Source organism: Streptomyces sp. NPDC050704, from assembly GCF_040654355.1.
GTDB lineage: Bacteria > Actinomycetota > Actinomycetes > Streptomycetales > Streptomycetaceae > Streptomyces.
Map to the genome: position 1 here is coordinate 50,202 of NZ_JBFAHW010000043.1, position 16,805 is coordinate 67,006.

The window sequence follows — 16,805 nt, forward strand, 5'->3', positions numbered from 1 at the left end:
TGTGGCAGGCTGCACCCGGGCAGGCCACACTCGACTAGCGGAAGCAGCGACGCACGTGACGTCGGCAGGCACCACCCGGGAGGTCCCCATGCCCGAACTGCGTGTCGTGGCCGTCTCTAACGACGGCACACGGCTGGTGCTGAAGGCTGCGGACAGCACGGAGTACACGCTTCCGATCGATGAGCGTCTGCGCGCCGCCGTACGCGGCGACCGTCCCCGCCTCGGCCAGATCGAGATCGAGGTGGAGAGCCATCTCCGCCCCCGAGACATCCAGGCACGTATACGTGCGGGAGCCTCCGCCGAAGAGGTCGCCCAGTTCGCCGGAATCCCCGTCGACCGCGTGCGCCGCTTCGAGGGCCCCGTGCTCGCCGAGCGCGCGTTCATGGCGGAGCGGGCCCGGAAGACTCCTGTCCGCCGCCCGGGCGAGACCACAGGGCCCCAGCTCGGCGAGGCCGTGCAGGAGCGGCTGTTGCTGCGCGGCGCCGACAAGGAGACCGTCCAGTGGGACTCCTGGCGCCGCGACGACGGCACCTGGGAAGTCCTGCTGGTCTACCGGGTGGCGAGCGAACCGCACTCGGCGAGCTGGACGTACGACCCGCCCCGGCGGCTCGTCCAGGCCGTCGACGACGAGGCGCGCTCGCTGATCGGCGAGTCCGACGATCTGGCCGCCTCGGCGGAGCCCAGCTTCCCGTTCGTGCCGCGCATCGCCAGGCTGCCGCGCGACCGTCCGCTGGACCGTGCCCTGGACCGGCAGATGGAGCGGCCGAGCCTGCCGTCCCCGCCGTCCGAGCAGGACGTCGAGGAGAGCGCCGAGGAGCGCGAGCGCGACTCGCTCACCAGCCTCCTGGAGGCGGTGCCCAGCTTCCGCGGCGACATGGTGGTGCCCGAGCGTCCCTCGGCGCCTTCGACCGCCTCCACGGCTTCCACCACCTCCACCACGGAGCGTCCCGCCGTGGAGGAACCGCCCGCCCCGGAGCCGGAGGCCGAGGAGGCCCCGGCACCCGCGGCCTCGGCCGGTTCCGCCTACGCGGACGTGCTCATGCCCCGTTCGGTGGGCAGCCACCGCGACCGGCTCGTCGGCGCCACCGACCGGCAGGCCGAGGCGGACGGTGTCCGGCCCGGCCGCAGAGCCGCCGTGCCGAGCTGGGACGAGATCGTCTTCGGGACACGTCGGAAGAAGCAGGACTAGTAAGTGGTCGGGGCTCGCACCACCTCGGTGCGAGCCCTTTCCGCGGAGCTACTGCGGGTCGGGTCCTGTCGCGACCGGGCGGCTGTCGTCCTGGGACCACTCCGACCACGAGCCCACGTACAGCGCGGCCGGGATGCCCGCGACCGCCAGTGCCAGGACCTCGTGCGCGCCGGAGACACCCGAGCCGCAGTAGACCCCGACCTCGGAAGTGCCGGACGCGCCCAGGGACTTGAAGCGGTCGGCGAGATCACCGGCGGGGTGGAAGTGGCCGGATTCCGCCACGTTCTCGGTGGTCGGCGCCGACACCGCGCCGGGGATGTGCCCGCCGACGCGGTCGATCGGCTCGACGTCACCGCGATAGCGCTCGGCGGCCCGGGCGTCGAGGAGCAGACCGGTGCGGGCCAGCGCCGCGGCACCGTCGGCGTCCAGGAGGGGCAATGCGCCGGGAGCCGGTACGAAGGTGCCGGCGGCCGGGGCCGGGTGGCCGGATTCGACCGGGCCGCCCCAGGCCGCGAGGCCGCCGTCAAGCACGCGTACCGACGGATGACCCGTCCAGCGCAGCAGCCACCACGCGCGCGCGGCGGCCCAGCCGAGCCCTCCGTCGTACACGACGACGGCACGGTCCCCGGACACTCCGGCCGCGCGCATGGCCGCGCCGAAGACCGCCATGTCGGGCAGCGGATGCCGGCCGGCCACACCGGCCGGACCGGCGAGTTCCGAGTCCAGGTCCACGTAGACGGCCCCTGGGATGTGCGCCTCCTCGTAGGCGGAGCGCAGGTTCGGACCGCCCAGCTGCCAGCGGATGTCCAGGACGACCGGAGGGTTCGGACCCGCGAGATCGCTCGCGAGTTCGGATGCGGAGATGATGGCGTTCATGGCACCCATCCTTGCGCACGGGGTGGCCGCATCGCCCAGGTCCGGCTACTGTGCTCCGCCGGACCGGCCCGACCACACGGTGTGCGGGCACGACCACACGCTGTACGGCCGATGGACACCGGCAGGCAACCGCGGGGCAACGGATGAACACCTGCGTTTCGGGCATCCTCCCGCCGTGGGCCGCCCGGCCGGGGCGCGTACCGCCCCTGGTGGTGCGAACATCGGCACCGGGCACGGAAGCGCGCGGCGACGGTACGCGCGTTTCGGAAACGGAAGCGAAGCGGCCCCACGAGGCGCCGAGGAGAGGGTGACGATGACCGAGGCACGGTGTTCGGCCGGCCTGAACGGCACTGCGCACGCGCCCGGCACACCCTGCTGGGTGAGTCTGATGGTGCACGGAATGGCCGCGACCCAGGAGTTCTACGGAGAGCTGTTCGGCTGGGAGTTCCAGCCCGGCCCCCAGCAGCTGGGCGCGTATGTGCGGGCGCAGCTCGACGGCCAGGAGGTGGCGGGAATCGGCCAGCTCCCGCCGGACCGCCACCTGCCCGTCGCCTGGACGCCCTACCTCGCCTCGGACGACGTGGACCTGACGGCCGAGACGGTACGGTCCTGCGGCGGCACGGTCGGAGTCGGTCCCCTGGACGCCGACGAGGCCGGCCGGCTGGCCATCGCCTCGGACCCCTCGGGTGCCGTCTTCGGCGTCTGGCAGGCCGCGGCCCACCTCGGCACGGGCATCACCGGCGTCCCCGGCACACCCACCTGGAACGAACTCGTCACCCGCGACTCCGCGGGCGTCGCCAAGTTCTACGAGACGGTCTTCGGTTACGAGGAGGAGCCCGTCGTCTCCGCCGACTTCGACTACATCACCCTCCACATCAAGGGCCGCCCGGTGGCCGGCATCCACGGCGTCGGCAACGCCCTCCCCCGTGACCGCGGCCCCCACTGGATGACGTACTTCGAGGTCGCGGACGTGGACTCCGCCCTGGCCCGCGTCCTGGACCTCGGCGGCCACGCCCTCAAACCGCCCCGCGACACCCCCCACGGCCGCATCGCCACGGTGGCGGACCCGGAGGGCGCGATGTTCTCGGTGGTACGGACGAGCCGGTGATCCGGCTGACGGGCCGCTGACGCGGGCGCGTACGCCTCAGTTCCGGGCCGTACGCCTCAGCTCTGGGGCACCATGTCCACCGGGAGCACATCCGGTGACAGCACGCCCGCCTGAGCGGTGGCCGCGGTCATCCGCCGGCGATGGTGGCGGCGGCACAGGACCTCGTAGCCGATGTCCTCCGCCTGGTTGACGTCGCCGACGACGACCTGGGCGCCCTCGACGACCATGTGGCCGCCTATGGTGCGGGCGTTGTGGGTGGCGCGGGCGCCGCACCAGCACAGCGCCTCGACCTGGAGGACCTCGACGCGGTCGGCGAGTTCCACGAGGCGCTGGGAGCCGGGGAAGAGCTTGGAGCGGAAGTCCGTCGTGATGCCGAAGGCGAAGACGTCGATGCCCAGGTCGTCGACCACACGCGCGAGTTGGTCGATCTGTACGGGGGCGAGGAACTGCGCCTCGTCGGCGATGACGTAGTCGGCGCGGCCGCCCTGCGAGAGGTGGTCGACGAGATACGCGTACACGTCCTGGTCCTGCTCGACCTCCACCGCGTCCGTGACTAGGCCGAGGCGGGAGGACAGCTTGCCCTCGCCGGCGCGGTCGTCCCGGGTGAAGATCACGCCCTGCAGGCCGCGGGCCGAGCGGTTGTGCTCGATCTGGAGAGCCAGCGTGGACTTCCCGCAGTCCATGGTTCCGGAGAAGAACACCAGCTCGGGCATGGCGAGTCGAGCACCTTTCGGGAAGGACAGGAGAGGGAGGGGCGACGGGAACGGGCCAGCGTCAGGAACGTACTTCCAGGAGCGGGATGTGTTGCTCCACGGACGTCATCGAGCCGTGGTTGCCGACCATCGCCGACTCCTTCGGCTCCCGCTCGGACGCGATGATCAGCACGTCGTCACGGGCCGCCGCGACCACGTCGCCAATGCGGCCGTACACCCGCTCGTCGATCCGCGGCCCGAACCACCCCGCCGCGATCGCCTCGTCCCGCGACGCCACCCAGAACTGCTCGCCGAGCACCTCGCGCCAGCAGGTCAGGACGTCCGACTCGGCCCCCGGGACCGCGTACACGTGGCGGGCCCGGCCCTCGCCGCCGAGGAGGGCGACGCCGGCGCGCAGCTCCCAGTCCTCGTCGAAGTCGATGCGGTGCTGCTCGTCGAAGGGGATGTCGATCATGCCGTGGTCGGCGGTGACGTAGAGCGCCGTGCGCGGCGGCAGTTGTTCCGCCAGGCGCTGGACCAGGCGGTCCACGTACATGAGTTGTCCGCGCCAGGGGTCGGAGTCGACGCCGAAGCGGTGGCCCTTGCCGTCCACCTCCGCGTAGTACGTGTAGACCAGCGAGCGGTCCCCGGCGGCCAGTTGCTCGGCCGCGAAGTCCATGCGTTCCTCGCCCGACAGCCGTCCGTGGAACGTCCCGCCGCTGAGCGCGACCTTGGTCAGCGGAGTGTTCTGGAAGCCCGGCGACGAGACCTGGGCGGTGTGCACGCCCGCCGCGTCGGCCAGCTGGAAGATCGTGGGGTACGGCTGCCACTTGCCCGGCGGCGTCCACGGGTTCCACCGGAGCTGGTTCATCAGCTCGCCGGTCTCCGGGTTGCGCACGGTGTAGCCGGGCAAGCCGTGCGCGCCCGGCGGCAGCCCCGTACCGACCGAGGCCAGGGAGGTCGCGGTCGTCGCGGGATAGCCCGCGGTGATCGGCCGGCCGGTGCCACCGCGCGAGCTGCCCAGCAGGGCGGTCATGAACGGGGCCTCGTCCGGATGCGCCTTCAGCTGCTCCCAGCCGAGACCGTCGATCAGGAAGACGCAGTTCCGGTCCGCCGCGCTCAGTTCCATGAGCGAAGCGGTCATATCCGGTACGTCCATGCCCGCGGCCAGCGTGGGCAGCAGGTCGGCGAGCGAACCGGTGCCGTATTCGGGGACGGGAGCTGAGTCGAGAGCGAGCGGTTCCGGGTGGTCCCAGAGCGACTGGGACATCAGCGGGTGACGTCCGCGGTCGCCTCCGAGAGGGACTGCGCGAAGGCGAGCGTCTGCCGCACGGCGTCCGGACCGTCGCCGGCCTCGCTGACGCGCAGGCTCAGGTCGTCCGCCGTCGAACTGCCCGTGTACCCGTGGTCGGCCTCGCAGTTGGGGTCGCCGCAGGCGGCCGGCTCCAGGTCGATGCGGGCGACCGCGCCCCAGCCGATGGTCAGGACGACCTCGCGGGGCAGCGTCCCGGGTACGTACTTCTCCGGATTGGCGACGACGCGGCTGAGCACGACCGACGAGATCCGGCCGATCTTCACGGACTCGGTGGACGTGGTCGCGTACGGCGTCGGCGACGTGCTGTCAGCCGCCTGCTCATCGGTGTGGCTCACGATGAAACGGTTACCCGTGAGGACTAGCACCGTCACGTGTCGGCGCACCTCGTTCGCGTCGAACGTCGTCTCCTGGTGGACCAGATACGACTGGATGGGCTCGCCGCCGACAGCGGCCTCCACCGCCTCGGCCACGAGGGCCGGGTAGTAGCCGCTGCGCTCGATCGCCGCTCGCAGCCCCTGGGTCGTCGTACTGGTCTTGGCCATGACGTCCATCCTACGGGGACGCACTGGCTGCGAGGCACCGCTCAGTACACAGGAAGTGTGCGCGGACCGAGGTCGTCCCGGGCGGGCGGCGGCGCGAGCCGCACGGAGGCGCCGAGCACGCTCAGCCCGCGCGGGGCGACGACGACGGGCTCCAGGGACACGGAGACGACCTCCGGGTGGTCGTCCACAAGGCGTGACAGGCGCAGCAGCAGTTCCTCCAGTGCCGCCGTGTCGGCGGGTGCCGAGCCCCGCCAGCCGAAGAGGAGCGGTGCGGTCCGGATCGACCGGACCAGTGAGGCCGCGTCCCGGTCGGTGACCGGAATCAGCCGGTGGGCGGTGTCCCCGAGCAGCTCCGAGGCGGCTCCGGCGAGCCCGAAGGAGAGCACGGCTCCGGCCGCCGGATCGATGACCGCGCGGACGACGGTGTCGACCCCGCGCGGCGCCATGCCCTGCACCACCGGCCGCAGCTCCTCGGGCTTCCCGAAGAGGGCGGTCAACTCGGCGTACGCCCGGCGCAGTTGCTCCTCGTCCGCCAGATCCAGCCGTACGCCGCCCAGGTCGGCGCGGTGCCGCAGGTGCGGGGCGGTGGTCTTGAGCGCCACGGGGTAGCCGAGGCGCTCCGCCGCGGCGACGGCTTCGTCGGGCGTCGGCGCCGGCTGGGCGCGGCGTACGTCGATGCCGTACCGCCCCAGCAGCGCGCAGGTGTCGTCGGAGCCGAGCGTGAGCCCGCTCATGTCACCGCCGTGGTCGCCCAGCAGGCCGTCGATCTGCTCGGCGGCGCCCTTCTCGTCGATGTCCTCGTACTCGGGGACTCTCCCGGGGTCGGCGGACTCGCGCCGCCACTGGCCGTACCTGACGGCTTCGGCGAGGGCACGGACGGCGCGCTCGGCGGCGGGGTAGGCGGGGATGAGGCGGGACTCGTCGAGGGGGACCTTCGCCGACGGCGGTTCGGCGGGGCGGGGGAGCCGGGGTTCGACGGGCTGGGGTGCCGTACTGGTGGCCGCGGAGAGCGCCTCCGCGAGCCCGCCGAGCTCCACGTGGACCACGAGCACCGGCTTGGCCGGAGCCGCGGCTGACGCCGAGCGGAGCGCCTCCGCGAGGGCCGCGTCCGCCGCCGTGGCCTCCCCGACCGTCGGAATGGCGGTGACGACCACGGCGTCGCACGCGTCGTCGGCGAGGGCATGCGCCAGCGCCGCGTGGAAGTCCTCCGCGGCGGCCGCCGTGGTCAGATCCCTGGGCGGCAGCGGTCGCAGGCCTTCGGCCAGACACGCGTCGTACGTGAGCAGCCCCAGCGACTCGGAGTTCCCGAGGATCGCCACCCGGGGCCCGGGCGGCAACGGCTGGCGCGCCAGCAGCAGGCCCGCGTCGACCAGCTCCGTGATCGTGTCCACCCGGATGACCCCGGCCTGCCGCAGCAGCGCCGACACGGTGGCGTGCGGCAGCCGGGTGGCCCGTACCGCATGCCCCTGGGGAGCGGCCCCGCCGTGACGTGCGCCCTGGACGACGACCAGCGGCTTCGCGGCCGCCGTGCGCCGCGCGAGGCGGGTGAACTTCCGCGGGTTCCCGATGGATTCGAGGTACATGAGCGCGACATCGGTGTCGGGGTCGTCGTACCAGTACTGAAGGACGTCGTTGCCGGACACGTCCGCGCGGTTGCCCGAGGAGACGAACGTCGACACCCCGGTCACGCCCGTGACCCCGCCGCCGCGCCGGTGCAGCCGGGAGAGCAGCGCGATGCCGATGGCGCCGGACTGCGCGAACAGGCCGATCCGCCCGGCTCGCGGCATCTCCGGAGCGAGCGAGGCGTTGAGCCGCACCTGGGGGGAGGTGTTGATGACTCCGAAGGCGTTCGGTCCGATGATGCGCATCCCGTACGTACGGGCCTGGCGTACGAGTTCGCGCTGGCGCTCCCGGCCCTCGGGACCGCTCTCGGCGTACCCGGCGGAGACCACCACGAGCCCCTGCACTCCGTGCTCACCGCACTCGGCGACGACTTCGGGGACGCGCTCGGCCGGCACGGCGACGACGGCGAGGTCGACGGGCCCGGCGATGTCACGCACGGAGCGGTGCGCGGGGACCCCGGCGAGCTCCTTCTCCTGAAGGGCCCCGTTCACCGCGTACAGGCGTCCGGTGAACCCGGCGGCGCGAAGGTTCTCGAGGACCCTGCGGCCCACTCCCCCGGGTGTGCGGCCGGCCCCGATGACGGCGACCGAACCGGGCGCGAGGAGCCGGGCCACGGACCGCCCCTCGGCCCGCTGCTCCCGCGCGCGCTGCACTGCGAGGGAGCGGTCGGTGGGCTCCAGGTCGAACTCCAGGCGTACGACACCGTCCTCGAAGCTGCGCTTCTGCTGGTACCCGGCGTCCGTGAACACCTTGATCATCTTGTTGTTGGCGGGCAGCACCTCGGCGGCGAAGCGGCGGATGTCCCGCTCCCGGGCGACGGCCCCGATGTGTTCGAGGAGGGCGGACGCGACACCCCGCCCCTGGTGGGCGTCCTGCACGAGGAAGGCGACCTCGGCCTCGTCCGCGGGAGCCGAGGCGGACAGGCCCTCGGCGTTGATGCGGTCGTAGCGTACGGTGGCGATGAACTCGCCGCCGACCGTGGCCGCGAGTCCCACCCGGTCCACAAAGTCGTGGTGGGTGAAGCGATGGACGTCCTTGGCGGACAGGCGTGGATACGGGGCGAAGAAGCGGTAGTACTTCGACTCGTCGGACACCTGCTCGTAGAAGCTGATGAGGCGGTCCGCGTCGTCGGCCGTGATGGGCCGGATGCGTGCGGTGCCGCCGTCGCGCAGCACGACATCGGCCTCCCAGTGAGCGGGGTACTCATGCCGGTCCGACGCGGTCTGCATGGGCCCCAGAGTACGGCTCGCGTCCGACAACGGCGCGAGGCGGTCCGGGGGCGACCGAGGACGACTGCCGGCCGGGACCCGCACCCGCCCGGGACACGCTTCACGCTGTGGAACAATGGTCTAGACAACCGTGAGACACCTGAAGGGCAGCATCACATGGCTGAGCGCCGCGTCAACGTCGGCTGGGCCGAGGGCCTCCACGCCCGCCCCGCTTCCATCTTCGTCCGGGCGGCCACGGCCTCCGGCGTCCCCGTGACGATCGCCAAGGCCGACGGCAACCCCGTCAACGCCGCCTCCATGCTCGCGGTGCTGGGTCTTGGCGCCCAGGGCGGCGAGGAGATCGTGCTGGCCTCAGACGCCGAGAACGCGGACGTCGCGCTCGACCGCCTGGCGAAGCTGGTCGCCGAGGGCCTCGATGAGCTTCCCGAGACGGTCTAGTCTCGCGGATCACCGTGCGGCGGAGCCGCGTCGGCCCATTCCGGGCGACGCGGCTCCGCCGTTTTCGCGTACACCGCTCGCGCCTTTTCGTGCGCCGTCCATGTGCCCGTTTCCGCCCACGCGGAAATCACCCGCACGGAAATTCCCGGCGGGTGGAAAAAGGGGCAGCAGAAATAGGCCCCAACCGAATATCCCTCTTTGTATACGGCGCCACTGTTAATGCCGCAGACCTGCCGTGTTTACGGGAGGTTGCGAAGTCCTCACACGCTCCACGCGATCACCGCTGCCGGGAAAGCGCAGCCGGTGCGCGGCCGTCGCCCGCTCGGTGTGCAGCGAGGTGATCGCCCGGGCCCGGTCACTGTCGCCGCGTGCCACGGCGTCCACGATGGCGCCGTGCTCACCCCAGGACTCGGCGGGGTGGGCCGACGCCTCCACCGAGTACATCCAGGCGATCTTGTGCCGCAACTGGGCGAGTGTCGAGGTCAGCGCGGGGCTGCCGGAGGCCTGTGCGAGCGTCTCGTGGAACCAGCCGCCGAGCGAGCGCAGATCCTCGCTGTTGCCCCTCCTGGCCCGCTCCTGACCCAGCCTGACCAGGCCTCGCAGCACCTTGAGGTGCGCCTCCGTGCGGCGCTGGGCGGCGCGCGCGGCGCCCAGCGGCTCCAGCAGTATGCGCATCTCCAGCAGGTCCGCGCCCTCCTGCTCGGTGGGCTCCGCGACGCACGCGCCCGCATGGCGGCGCGTGACGACGAAGCCCTCCGCCTCCAGGGTGCGCAGGGCCTCGCGCACGGGGACCCGCGAGACTCCGTAGCGACGCGCGAGCAGTTCCTCGGTGAGCCGGCCGCCGCGCTCGTAGACACCCGCGACGATGTCGTCACGGATCGCCGTGCATACCGAATGCGCGGGAATACGCATGACCGGACCTCCGCCTTAATCCCCGCGAAACGCGGTCGATTGACGCTCGTTCAGTGACTCTATTGCAGAGAACCGGAAATTCCGATGGCGGGCCGGAATCCATGGCTATTTTTTGGACACACCACGCCACTGAACAGGCAGTCGTCCGGTCGGAGAACAGGTCAGGACGCACGAAAGCCCCGACTCGGTGAGCCGGGGCCTTCGGGAGAGGTACGCGTGGTGTCGCGAGCCGTCAGACGTTCACGCCGTGCGAGCGGAGGTACGCCCCGGGGTCGATGTCGGAGCCGTACTCCGGGGACGTACGCGCCTCGAAGTGGAGGTGCGCCCCGGTGACGTTGCCGGTGGCCCCGGAGAGGCCTATCTGCTGACCCGGGGTGACCGTCTGGCCGACGGAGACACCGATGGACGACAGGTGGCCGTACTGGGTGTACGTGCCGTCGGTCATCTTGATGACGATGTTGTTGCCGTACGCGCCTCCCCAGCCGGCCTCCACGACCTCGCCTGAGCCCACCGCGTGGACGGCGGTGCCGCTCGCGGCGTGGAAGTCGATGCCGGTGTGGCTGCCGGAGGACCAGACGGCGCCGCCGGACTTGTAGCCCGTGGAGATGTACGAGCCGTTGATCGGCGCGGTGTACGCGTTGAGGCGCTTGCGCTCGGCCTCGCGGGCGGCACGGGCCTCGGCCTCGCGCTCCTTCTTGACCTTCTCCTCGGCGCGCTTCTCCGCGGCCGCCTCGGCCCTCTTCGCCTCTTCTTCGGCCTTCTGGAGGGCGGCGGCCTCGTCGGCGGCCTGCTGCTGCGCCTGGGCCTGCGCGTCGATCTGGTCGGCGACCGAGTCGGCGATGGTGATGGCCTGGGTGAGGCCGGTCTGCTCGACCGCGCTCTCGGCGGCGAGGGCGGGAGCGGCGAGGGTTCCGATGACACCGGTGGTGGTGAAGGCCGCGACGCCGACGGCGTGCGTGGAGGTACGGGTGAGACGGCTCGGGCGACGGTGCTTCCCGGTGGCGCGGGTGAACGCCATGAAGTGGCTGGTCCTTTCCTTCCTTCTCGCCTACCGGGTTAGCTGACGGGTTCGGAGCAGGAAGGTCTCCTACGGGCCCCCTCCGCTTCGTGGAGGGCGTCCGATTCACCCCAGGGACTTCGTATGGGTCCCCGGCTCCCCTGGCTCGCGCCGTACGGGGACTCGGCGATGACTGTCCGGTGCCGCGGGTGCGGCGCACTGCCTGACGAACAGCCGGACCGACGCTAAGCGCGGGAACTTTCAATCAACAAACGGATCAAGGCTTTTGTTGTGTATGCCACAGGGCAGACAGGCAACCTCCCCATCAATACGGACAACCTGCGAATCAATACGGACAACAGGCGAGTTGAGGACGAAGTCCGGGCAAAAGAGGGCCCAGGCGACTCTTCAGTCGCCTGGGCCCCGGCAAGCTGCCTGATCTCTACTCCGCCGGTACGACGCTCACTTCGCCGATTCCGAGGGCCTTGACCGGCTCCTCGATCTGAGCGGCGTCACCGACGAGGACGGTCACCAGACGGTCCACCGGGAAGGCGCTCACGGCGGCCGCGGTGGCCTCCACGGTGCCGGTGGCGGCGAGCTGCTGGTACAGCGTGGCCTGGTAGTCGTCCGGCAGGTGCTGCTCGACCTGGTCGGCGAGCGTGCCCGCGACGGCGCCCGCGGTCTCGTACTTCAGGGGAGCCACGCCCACCAGGTTCTGCACGGCGACGTCCCGCTCGGCGTCCGTCAGGCCCTCGGCCGCGAGGGTGCGCAGCACCTTCCAGAGGTCGTCGAGCGCCGGGCCGGTGTTCGGGGTGTCCACGGAGCCGCTGATGGCGAGCATCGCGACGCCCGTCCCGTCCGGCGCGGAGCGCAGCACCTGACCGAACGCCCGCACACCGTAGGTGTAACCCTTTTCCTCGCGCAGGACGCGGTCCAGGCGTGAGGTGAGGGTGCCGCCGAGGCAGTACGTGCCGAGCACCTGGGCGGGCCACACACGGTCGTGCCGGTCGGCGCCGACGCGGCCGATGAGCAGCTGCGTCTGAACGGCTCCGGGACGGTCGACGATGATCACGCGGCCGGTGTCGTCGGCGGTCACCGGCGGCACCGGACGCGCCTGGGCCGGCGAGCCGGTCCAGGCGCCGAGCGTGTCGCCGAGCAGGGCGTCCAGGTCGACGCCGGTGAGGTCACCGACGACGACGGAGGTGGCCGTGGCGGGGCGTACGTGCTTCTCGTAGAAGGCGCGTACGGCCGCCGAGTCGATCGCGGAGACCGTCTCCTCGGTGCCCTGGCGCGGCCGCGACATGCGCGAGGTCGCCGGGAAGAGCTGCCTGGAGAGCTCCTTGGCGGCGCGGCGGGCCGGGTTGGCGGTCTCGTGCGGGATCTCGTCGAGCCGGTTGCGCACCAGCCGCTCGACCTCGCTGTCCTCGAACGCGGGCGCCCTGAGGGCGTCGGCGAGCAGACCGAGCGCCTTGGGGAGCCTGGAAACGGGGACTTCGAGGCTGATCCGTACGCCGGGGTGGTCGGCGTGGGCGTCGAGGGTGGCGCCGCAGCGCTCCAGCTCGGCGGCGAACTCCTCGGCGGAGTGCTTGTCGGTGCCTTCGGAGAACGCCCGCGCCATGATCGTGGCGATGCCGTCCAGGCCCTGCGGCTCGGCCTCCAGCGGGGCGGCCAGGAGGATTTCGACGGCCACGACCTGCTGGCCGGGGCGGTGGCAGCGCAGCACCGTCAGGCCGTTGTCGAGCGTGCCGCGCTCGGGTGCCGGGAAGGCCCAGGGCCGGGCCTCGCCGGCCTGGGGCTGCGGGTGGAATTCCATCGTGGCGAGCTCGGTCACTTGGCCGCCTCCTCGTCGGTGTCTTCAGCGGAGTCGGCGTCATCTGCGGCATCGGCGGCGAGCGGCTCGTAGACCAGCACCGCCCGGTTGTCCGGGCGCAGGCGGGCCTTGGCGACCTCCTGGACCTCCGCGGCCGTGACCTCCAGCACGCGCTGGACGGCGGTCAGGGCGAGCTGCGGGTCGCCGAACAGCACGGCGTACCGGCACAGTTCGTCGGCGCGGCCCGCGACCGTGCCGAGCCGGTCCAGCCATTCGCGCTCCAACTGGGCCTGGGCGCGCTCCATCTCCTCGGCCGTGGGGCCCTCCTCGGCGAACCGGGCGAGCTCCTCGTCGACGGCGGCCTCGATGACCGGCACCTTGACGTCGCCGGACGTCTTCACGTCGAGCCACCCCAGGGAGGGCGCTCCGGCGAGGCGCAGCAGGCCGAACCCGGCGGCCACGGCGGTGCGGTCACGGCGTACGAGCCGGTTGTAGAGCCGGGACGACTCGCCGCCGCCGAGGACGGTCAGGGCCAGGTCGGCCGCGTCGCACGCGCGCGTGCCGTCCTCCGGCAGCCGGTAGGCGGCCATCAGCGCGCGGGCCGGGACCTCCTCCTCGACGACCTCGCGCAGCTGCTCGCCGATGGTCTCCGGCAGCGCGCCGTCACGCGGGGCGGGCTTGCCGTCGTGGCCCTTGATCGAGCCGAAGTACTTCTCGACCCAGGCGAGCGCCTGCTCCGGGTCGATGTCTCCGACAACCGACAGGACGGCGTTGTTGGGCGCGTAGTAGGTGCGGAAAAAGGCGCGCGCGTCTTCCAGCGTGGCCGCGTCCAGGTCCGCCATCGACCCGATCGGGGTGTGGTGGTAGGGGTGGCCCTCCGGGTAGGCGAGAGCGGTCAGCTTCTCGAAAGCGGTGCCGTACGGGACGTTGTCGTACCGCTGCCGGCGCTCGTTCTTGACGACGTCCCGCTGGTTCTCCATCGACTCGTCGTCGAGCGCGGCGAGCAGCGAGCCCATACGGTCGGCTTCCAGCCAGAGGGCGAGCTCCAACTGGTGCGTGGGCATGGTCTCGAAGTAGTTGGTGCGCTCGAAACTGGTCGTGCCGTTGAGCGAACCGCCCGCGCCCTGCACCAGTTCGAAGTGACCGTTGCCCTTCACCTGCCCCGAGCCCTGGAACATCAGGTGCTCGAAGAGGTGGGCAAGCCCGGTGCGGCCCTTGACCTCATGGCGCGAGCCGACGTCGTACCAGAGGCACACCGCCGCGACCGGGGTCAGGTGGTCCTCCGAGAGCACCACGCGCAGGCCGTTCGCCAGGCGGTGCTCGGTCGCTGTCAGGCCGCCGGAGCCGGCCTCGGCTGTGGCCGTGTGACCCATGGGCATGTACGTCCCTTCGATCGCGGAAAACTGCTCAATTCCTGCTAGTCGTGCCACTGTATGCAAGCGCGCCGACAGCTGGCGAAGTTCCCGCCCCGCCTACGCCGAGAGCGAGCACGCGGGCGCCCCCGGAAGCCCGTACGGACGGGTCGTGGTCCGCGTTGTCAGTGGGCCGGTCCACAATGGAGCCCGTCAGAACCCGTTCATGCCCAGGCAGAGACTGTGAAGGAGCCGCAGCAGCGATGGCCCGCCGCAGCACGAAGACCCCGCCGCCGCCCGACGACTTCGAGGAAAGAATCCTCGACATCGACGTCGTCGACGAGATGCAGGGCTCCTTCCTCGAGTACGCGTACTCGGTCATCTACTCCCGAGCCCTGCCGGACGCCCGCGACGGCCTCAAGCCCGTGCACCGTCGCATCGTCTACCAGATGAACGAGATGGGGCTGCGCCCCGACCGCGGCTATGTGAAGTGCGCCCGCGTCGTCGGCGAGGTCATGGGTAAGCTCCACCCGCACGGCGACGCGTCGATCTACGACGCCCTGGTGCGCCTGGCCCAGCCCTTCTCCATGCGCCTGCCGCTGGTCGACGGCCACGGCAACTTCGGCTCGCTGGGCAACGACGACCCGCCGGCCGCCATGCGGTACACCGAGGCCCGGATGGCCGACGCGACCTCCCTGATGACGGAGTCGATCGACGAGAACACGGTCGACTTCTCGCCGAACTACGACGGCCAGGAGCAGGAGCCGACGGTCCTCCCGGCCGCGTACCCGAACCTGCTGGTCAACGGCTCGTCGGGCATCGCGGTCGGCATGGCGACGAACATGGCGCCGCACAACCTCGGCGAGGTCATCGCCGCCGCCCGCCACCTGATCCGCTACCCGGGCGCCGATCTCGAGACGCTCATGAAGTACGTCCCGGGTCCCGACCTGCCCACGGGCGGCCGGATCGTCGGCCTCTCCGGGATCAGGGACGCGTACGAGACGGGCCGCGGCACCTTCAAGATCCGCGCGACGGTGGCCGTGGAGAACGTGACGGCGCGCCGCAAGGGCCTCGTCGTCACCGAACTGCCCTTCACGGTCGGCCCGGAGAAGGTGATCGCCAAGATCAAGGACCTGGTCGGCGCGAAGAAGCTCCAGGGCATCGCGGACGTCAAGGACCTCACCGACCGGTCGCACGGCCTGCGCCTGGTCATCGAGATCAAGAACGGCTTCGTCCCGGAGGCCGTCCTGGAGCAGCTCTACAAGCTGACGCCGATGGAGGAGTCCTTCGGTATCAACAACGTGGCGCTGGTGGACGGCCAGCCGCTCACGCTGGGCCTCAAGGAACTCCTGGAGGTGTACCTCGACCACCGTTTCGAGGTCGTGCGCCGCCGCAGCGAGTTCCGCCGTACCAAGAAGCGCGACCGGTTGCACCTGGTCGAGGGCCTGCTGGTCGCCCTGCTGGACATCGATGAGGTCATCCGCCTCATCCGCTCCAGCGACAACTCCGCGCAGGCCAAGGAACGCCTGATCGAGCACTTCTCGCTGAGCGAGATCCAGACGCAGTACATCCTGGACACGCCTCTGCGCCGTCTCACCAGGTTCGACCGCATCGAACTGGAGACGGAGCGCGACCGGCTCAACGGCGAGATCGACGAGCTGACCGGCATCCTGGACTCGGACGCCGAGCTGCGCAAACTGGTGTCGGGCGAACTGGCCGCGGTGGCCAAGAAGTTCGGCAACGAGCGGCGTACGGTGCTGCTGGAGTCCGCCGGTTCCGCCGCCACGGCCGTGCCGCTGCAGGTGGCCGACGACCCGTGCCGGGTGCTCCTTTCGTCGACGGGGCTGCTCGCGCGTACGGCGAACGGTGACCCCTTCGGGGAGGGCGACGGCAAGCGCGCCAAGCACGACCTGATCGTCTCCGCCGTCCCGGCGACCGCCCAGGGCGAGATCGGCGCGGTCACGTCCGCCGGACGGCTGCTGCGGATGAACGTCATCGACCTGCCGCAACTGCCCGAGACCGCCTCGGCGCCCAACCTCTCCGGGGGCGCGCCGATTTCGGAGTTCCTGACCCTGGAGGGCGACGAGGACGTCGTCTGCCTGACGACGCTCGACGAGTCGTCGCCCGGACTGGCCCTCGGCACACAGCAGGGCATCGTCAAGCGTGTGGTCCCGGACTATCCCTCCAACAAGGAGGAGCTGGAGGTCATCACGCTCAAGGACGGCGACCGGATCGTCGGCGCGGCCGAGCTGCGTACGGGCGAGGAGGACCTGGTCTTCATCACGGACGACGCCCAACTGCTGCGCTTCCAGTCCTCCCAGGTCCGCCCGCAGGGCCGGCCCGCGGGCGGCGTGGCGGGCGTCAAGCTCACGGACGGCGCCAAGGTCATCTCGTTCACGGCGGTCGACCCCGCGGTGGACGCGGTGGTCTTCACGGTGGCGGGTTCGCGCGGCACGCTCGACGACTCGGTCCAGACGACCGCGAAGCTGACGCCCTTCGACCAGTACCCGCGCAAGGGCCGCGCCACGGGCGGCGTGCGCTGCCAGCGGTTCCTCAAGGGCGAGGACTGCCTCAGCCTGGCCTGGGCCGGCCCCGCTCCGGCTCGGGCCGCACAGAAGAACGGCACACCGGCGGAGCTGCCGGAGATGGACCCGCGACGGGACGGCTCGGGGGTCTCGCTGGCGAAGACGGTGTCGGTGGTCGCGGGTCCGGTCTAGGGCCT

At 71.4% G+C, this 16,805-nt stretch carries 13 protein-coding genes and 1 riboswitch; of the genes, 4 read left to right on the forward strand and 9 right to left on the reverse strand.

Annotation, left to right across the window (positions count from 1 at the left end; all coding sequences use genetic code 11):
• Positions 1-88: 88 nt before the first annotated feature.
• Positions 89-1,189: a septation protein SepH gene (gene sepH / locus AB0I18_RS25010; protein ID WP_363107791.1), complete on the forward strand. Its 1,101-nt coding sequence runs from the start codon at positions 89-91 to the stop codon at positions 1,187-1,189.
• Between the two features lie 48 nt (positions 1,190-1,237).
• Here sepH and AB0I18_RS25015 read toward each other — a convergent pair whose 3' ends face one another.
• Positions 1,238-2,065, reverse strand: coding sequence for a sulfurtransferase (locus tag AB0I18_RS25015; RefSeq protein WP_363107792.1), 828 nt, complete (start codon positions 2,063-2,065; stop codon positions 1,238-1,240).
• 313 nt (positions 2,066-2,378) lie between these two features.
• On the opposite strand from AB0I18_RS25015, the gene AB0I18_RS25020 reads away from it, so the two are divergent.
• Positions 2,379-3,173, forward strand: coding sequence for a VOC family protein (locus AB0I18_RS25020; protein WP_363107793.1), 795 nt, complete (start codon positions 2,379-2,381; stop codon positions 3,171-3,173).
• A 56-nt stretch (positions 3,174-3,229) separates the two neighbouring features.
• Here the strand turns inward: AB0I18_RS25020 and AB0I18_RS25025 are convergent, their stop codons facing one another.
• From AB0I18_RS25025 to AB0I18_RS25040, 4 genes are all read right to left on the reverse strand, one after another.
• Entirely contained in the window at positions 3,230-3,886 is a 657-nt protein-coding gene (locus tag AB0I18_RS25025) for a thymidine kinase (RefSeq protein ID WP_363107794.1), read from the reverse strand.
• Between the two features lie 61 nt (positions 3,887-3,947).
• Entirely contained in the window at positions 3,948-5,135 is a 1,188-nt protein-coding gene (locus AB0I18_RS25030; protein WP_363107795.1) for a nucleotide pyrophosphatase/phosphodiesterase family protein, read from the reverse strand.
• A complete protein-coding gene (locus AB0I18_RS25035; protein WP_363107796.1) occupies positions 5,135-5,722 on the reverse strand; it encodes a DUF5998 family protein in 588 nt (195 codons plus the stop codon). Before AB0I18_RS25035 ends, AB0I18_RS25030 begins: the two co-directional genes overlap by 1 nt.
• Before the next feature lie 41 nt (positions 5,723-5,763).
• Positions 5,764-8,574, reverse strand: a complete 2,811-nt coding sequence (locus tag AB0I18_RS25040; protein ID WP_363107797.1) for a GNAT family N-acetyltransferase — start codon at positions 8,572-8,574, stop codon at positions 5,764-5,766.
• Positions 8,575-8,730: 156 nt separating this feature from the next.
• On the opposite strand from AB0I18_RS25040, the gene AB0I18_RS25045 reads away from it, so the two are divergent.
• Positions 8,731-9,012, forward strand: a complete 282-nt coding sequence (locus AB0I18_RS25045) for an HPr family phosphocarrier protein (RefSeq protein ID WP_363107798.1) — start codon at positions 8,731-8,733, stop codon at positions 9,010-9,012.
• A gap of 216 nt (positions 9,013-9,228) precedes the next feature.
• Here the strand turns inward: AB0I18_RS25045 and AB0I18_RS25050 are convergent, their stop codons facing one another.
• The 4 genes from AB0I18_RS25050 to AB0I18_RS25065 all read right to left on the reverse strand — a co-directional run bounded on the left by AB0I18_RS25050 (position 9,229) and on the right by AB0I18_RS25065 (position 14,110).
• Positions 9,229-9,924, reverse strand: coding sequence for a GntR family transcriptional regulator (locus AB0I18_RS25050; protein WP_363107799.1), 696 nt, complete (start codon positions 9,922-9,924; stop codon positions 9,229-9,231).
• Positions 9,925-10,156: 232 nt separating this feature from the next.
• On the reverse strand, positions 10,157-10,942 hold the full coding sequence (locus tag AB0I18_RS25055) for a M23 family metallopeptidase (RefSeq protein ID WP_363107800.1): 786 nt from the start codon (positions 10,940-10,942) through the stop codon (positions 10,157-10,159).
• Between the two features lie 13 nt (positions 10,943-10,955).
• Positions 10,956-11,120: riboswitch (cyclic di-AMP (ydaO/yuaA leader) on the reverse strand.
• Positions 11,121-11,363: 243 nt separating this feature from the next.
• Complete coding sequence (locus tag AB0I18_RS25060) at positions 11,364-12,752, reverse strand: pitrilysin family protein (protein ID WP_363107801.1); 1,389 nt, start codon at positions 12,750-12,752, stop codon at positions 11,364-11,366.
• Entirely contained in the window at positions 12,749-14,110 is a 1,362-nt protein-coding gene (locus AB0I18_RS25065; RefSeq protein ID WP_363107802.1) for a pitrilysin family protein, read from the reverse strand. The genes AB0I18_RS25060 and AB0I18_RS25065 overlap by 4 nt, the downstream gene beginning before the upstream one ends.
• A 236-nt stretch (positions 14,111-14,346) precedes the next feature.
• On the opposite strand from AB0I18_RS25065, the gene AB0I18_RS25070 reads away from it, so the two are divergent.
• Positions 14,347-16,800, forward strand: coding sequence for a DNA topoisomerase IV subunit A (locus tag AB0I18_RS25070; protein WP_363107803.1), 2,454 nt, complete (start codon positions 14,347-14,349; stop codon positions 16,798-16,800).
• The last annotated feature ends 5 nt before the right edge of the window (positions 16,801-16,805 follow it).

Excerpts from the sequence above, each read along its gene's own strand:
- sepH (WP_363107791.1), top strand. The coding sequence starts at position 89 with ATGCCCGAACTGCGTGTCGTGGCCGTCTCTAACGACGGCACACGGCTG.
- AB0I18_RS25015 (WP_363107792.1), bottom strand. The coding sequence starts at position 2,065 with ATGAACGCCATCATCTCCGCATCCGAACTCGCGAGCGATCTCGCGGGT.
- AB0I18_RS25020 (WP_363107793.1), top strand. The coding sequence starts at position 2,379 with ATGACCGAGGCACGGTGTTCGGCCGGCCTGAACGGCACTGCGCACGCG.
- AB0I18_RS25025 (WP_363107794.1), bottom strand. The coding sequence starts at position 3,886 with ATGCCCGAGCTGGTGTTCTTCTCCGGAACCATGGACTGCGGGAAGTCC.
- AB0I18_RS25030 (WP_363107795.1), bottom strand. The coding sequence starts at position 5,135 with ATGTCCCAGTCGCTCTGGGACCACCCGGAACCGCTCGCTCTCGACTCA.
- AB0I18_RS25035 (WP_363107796.1), bottom strand. The coding sequence starts at position 5,722 with ATGGCCAAGACCAGTACGACGACCCAGGGGCTGCGAGCGGCGATCGAG.
- AB0I18_RS25040 (WP_363107797.1), bottom strand. The coding sequence starts at position 8,574 with ATGCAGACCGCGTCGGACCGGCATGAGTACCCCGCTCACTGGGAGGCC.
- AB0I18_RS25045 (WP_363107798.1), top strand. The coding sequence starts at position 8,731 with ATGGCTGAGCGCCGCGTCAACGTCGGCTGGGCCGAGGGCCTCCACGCC.
- AB0I18_RS25050 (WP_363107799.1), bottom strand. The coding sequence starts at position 9,924 with ATGCGTATTCCCGCGCATTCGGTATGCACGGCGATCCGTGACGACATC.
- AB0I18_RS25055 (WP_363107800.1), bottom strand. The coding sequence starts at position 10,942 with ATGGCGTTCACCCGCGCCACCGGGAAGCACCGTCGCCCGAGCCGTCTC.
- AB0I18_RS25065 (WP_363107802.1), bottom strand. The coding sequence starts at position 14,110 with ATGCCCATGGGTCACACGGCCACAGCCGAGGCCGGCTCCGGCGGCCTG.
- AB0I18_RS25070 (WP_363107803.1), top strand. The coding sequence starts at position 14,347 with ATGGCCCGCCGCAGCACGAAGACCCCGCCGCCGCCCGACGACTTCGAG.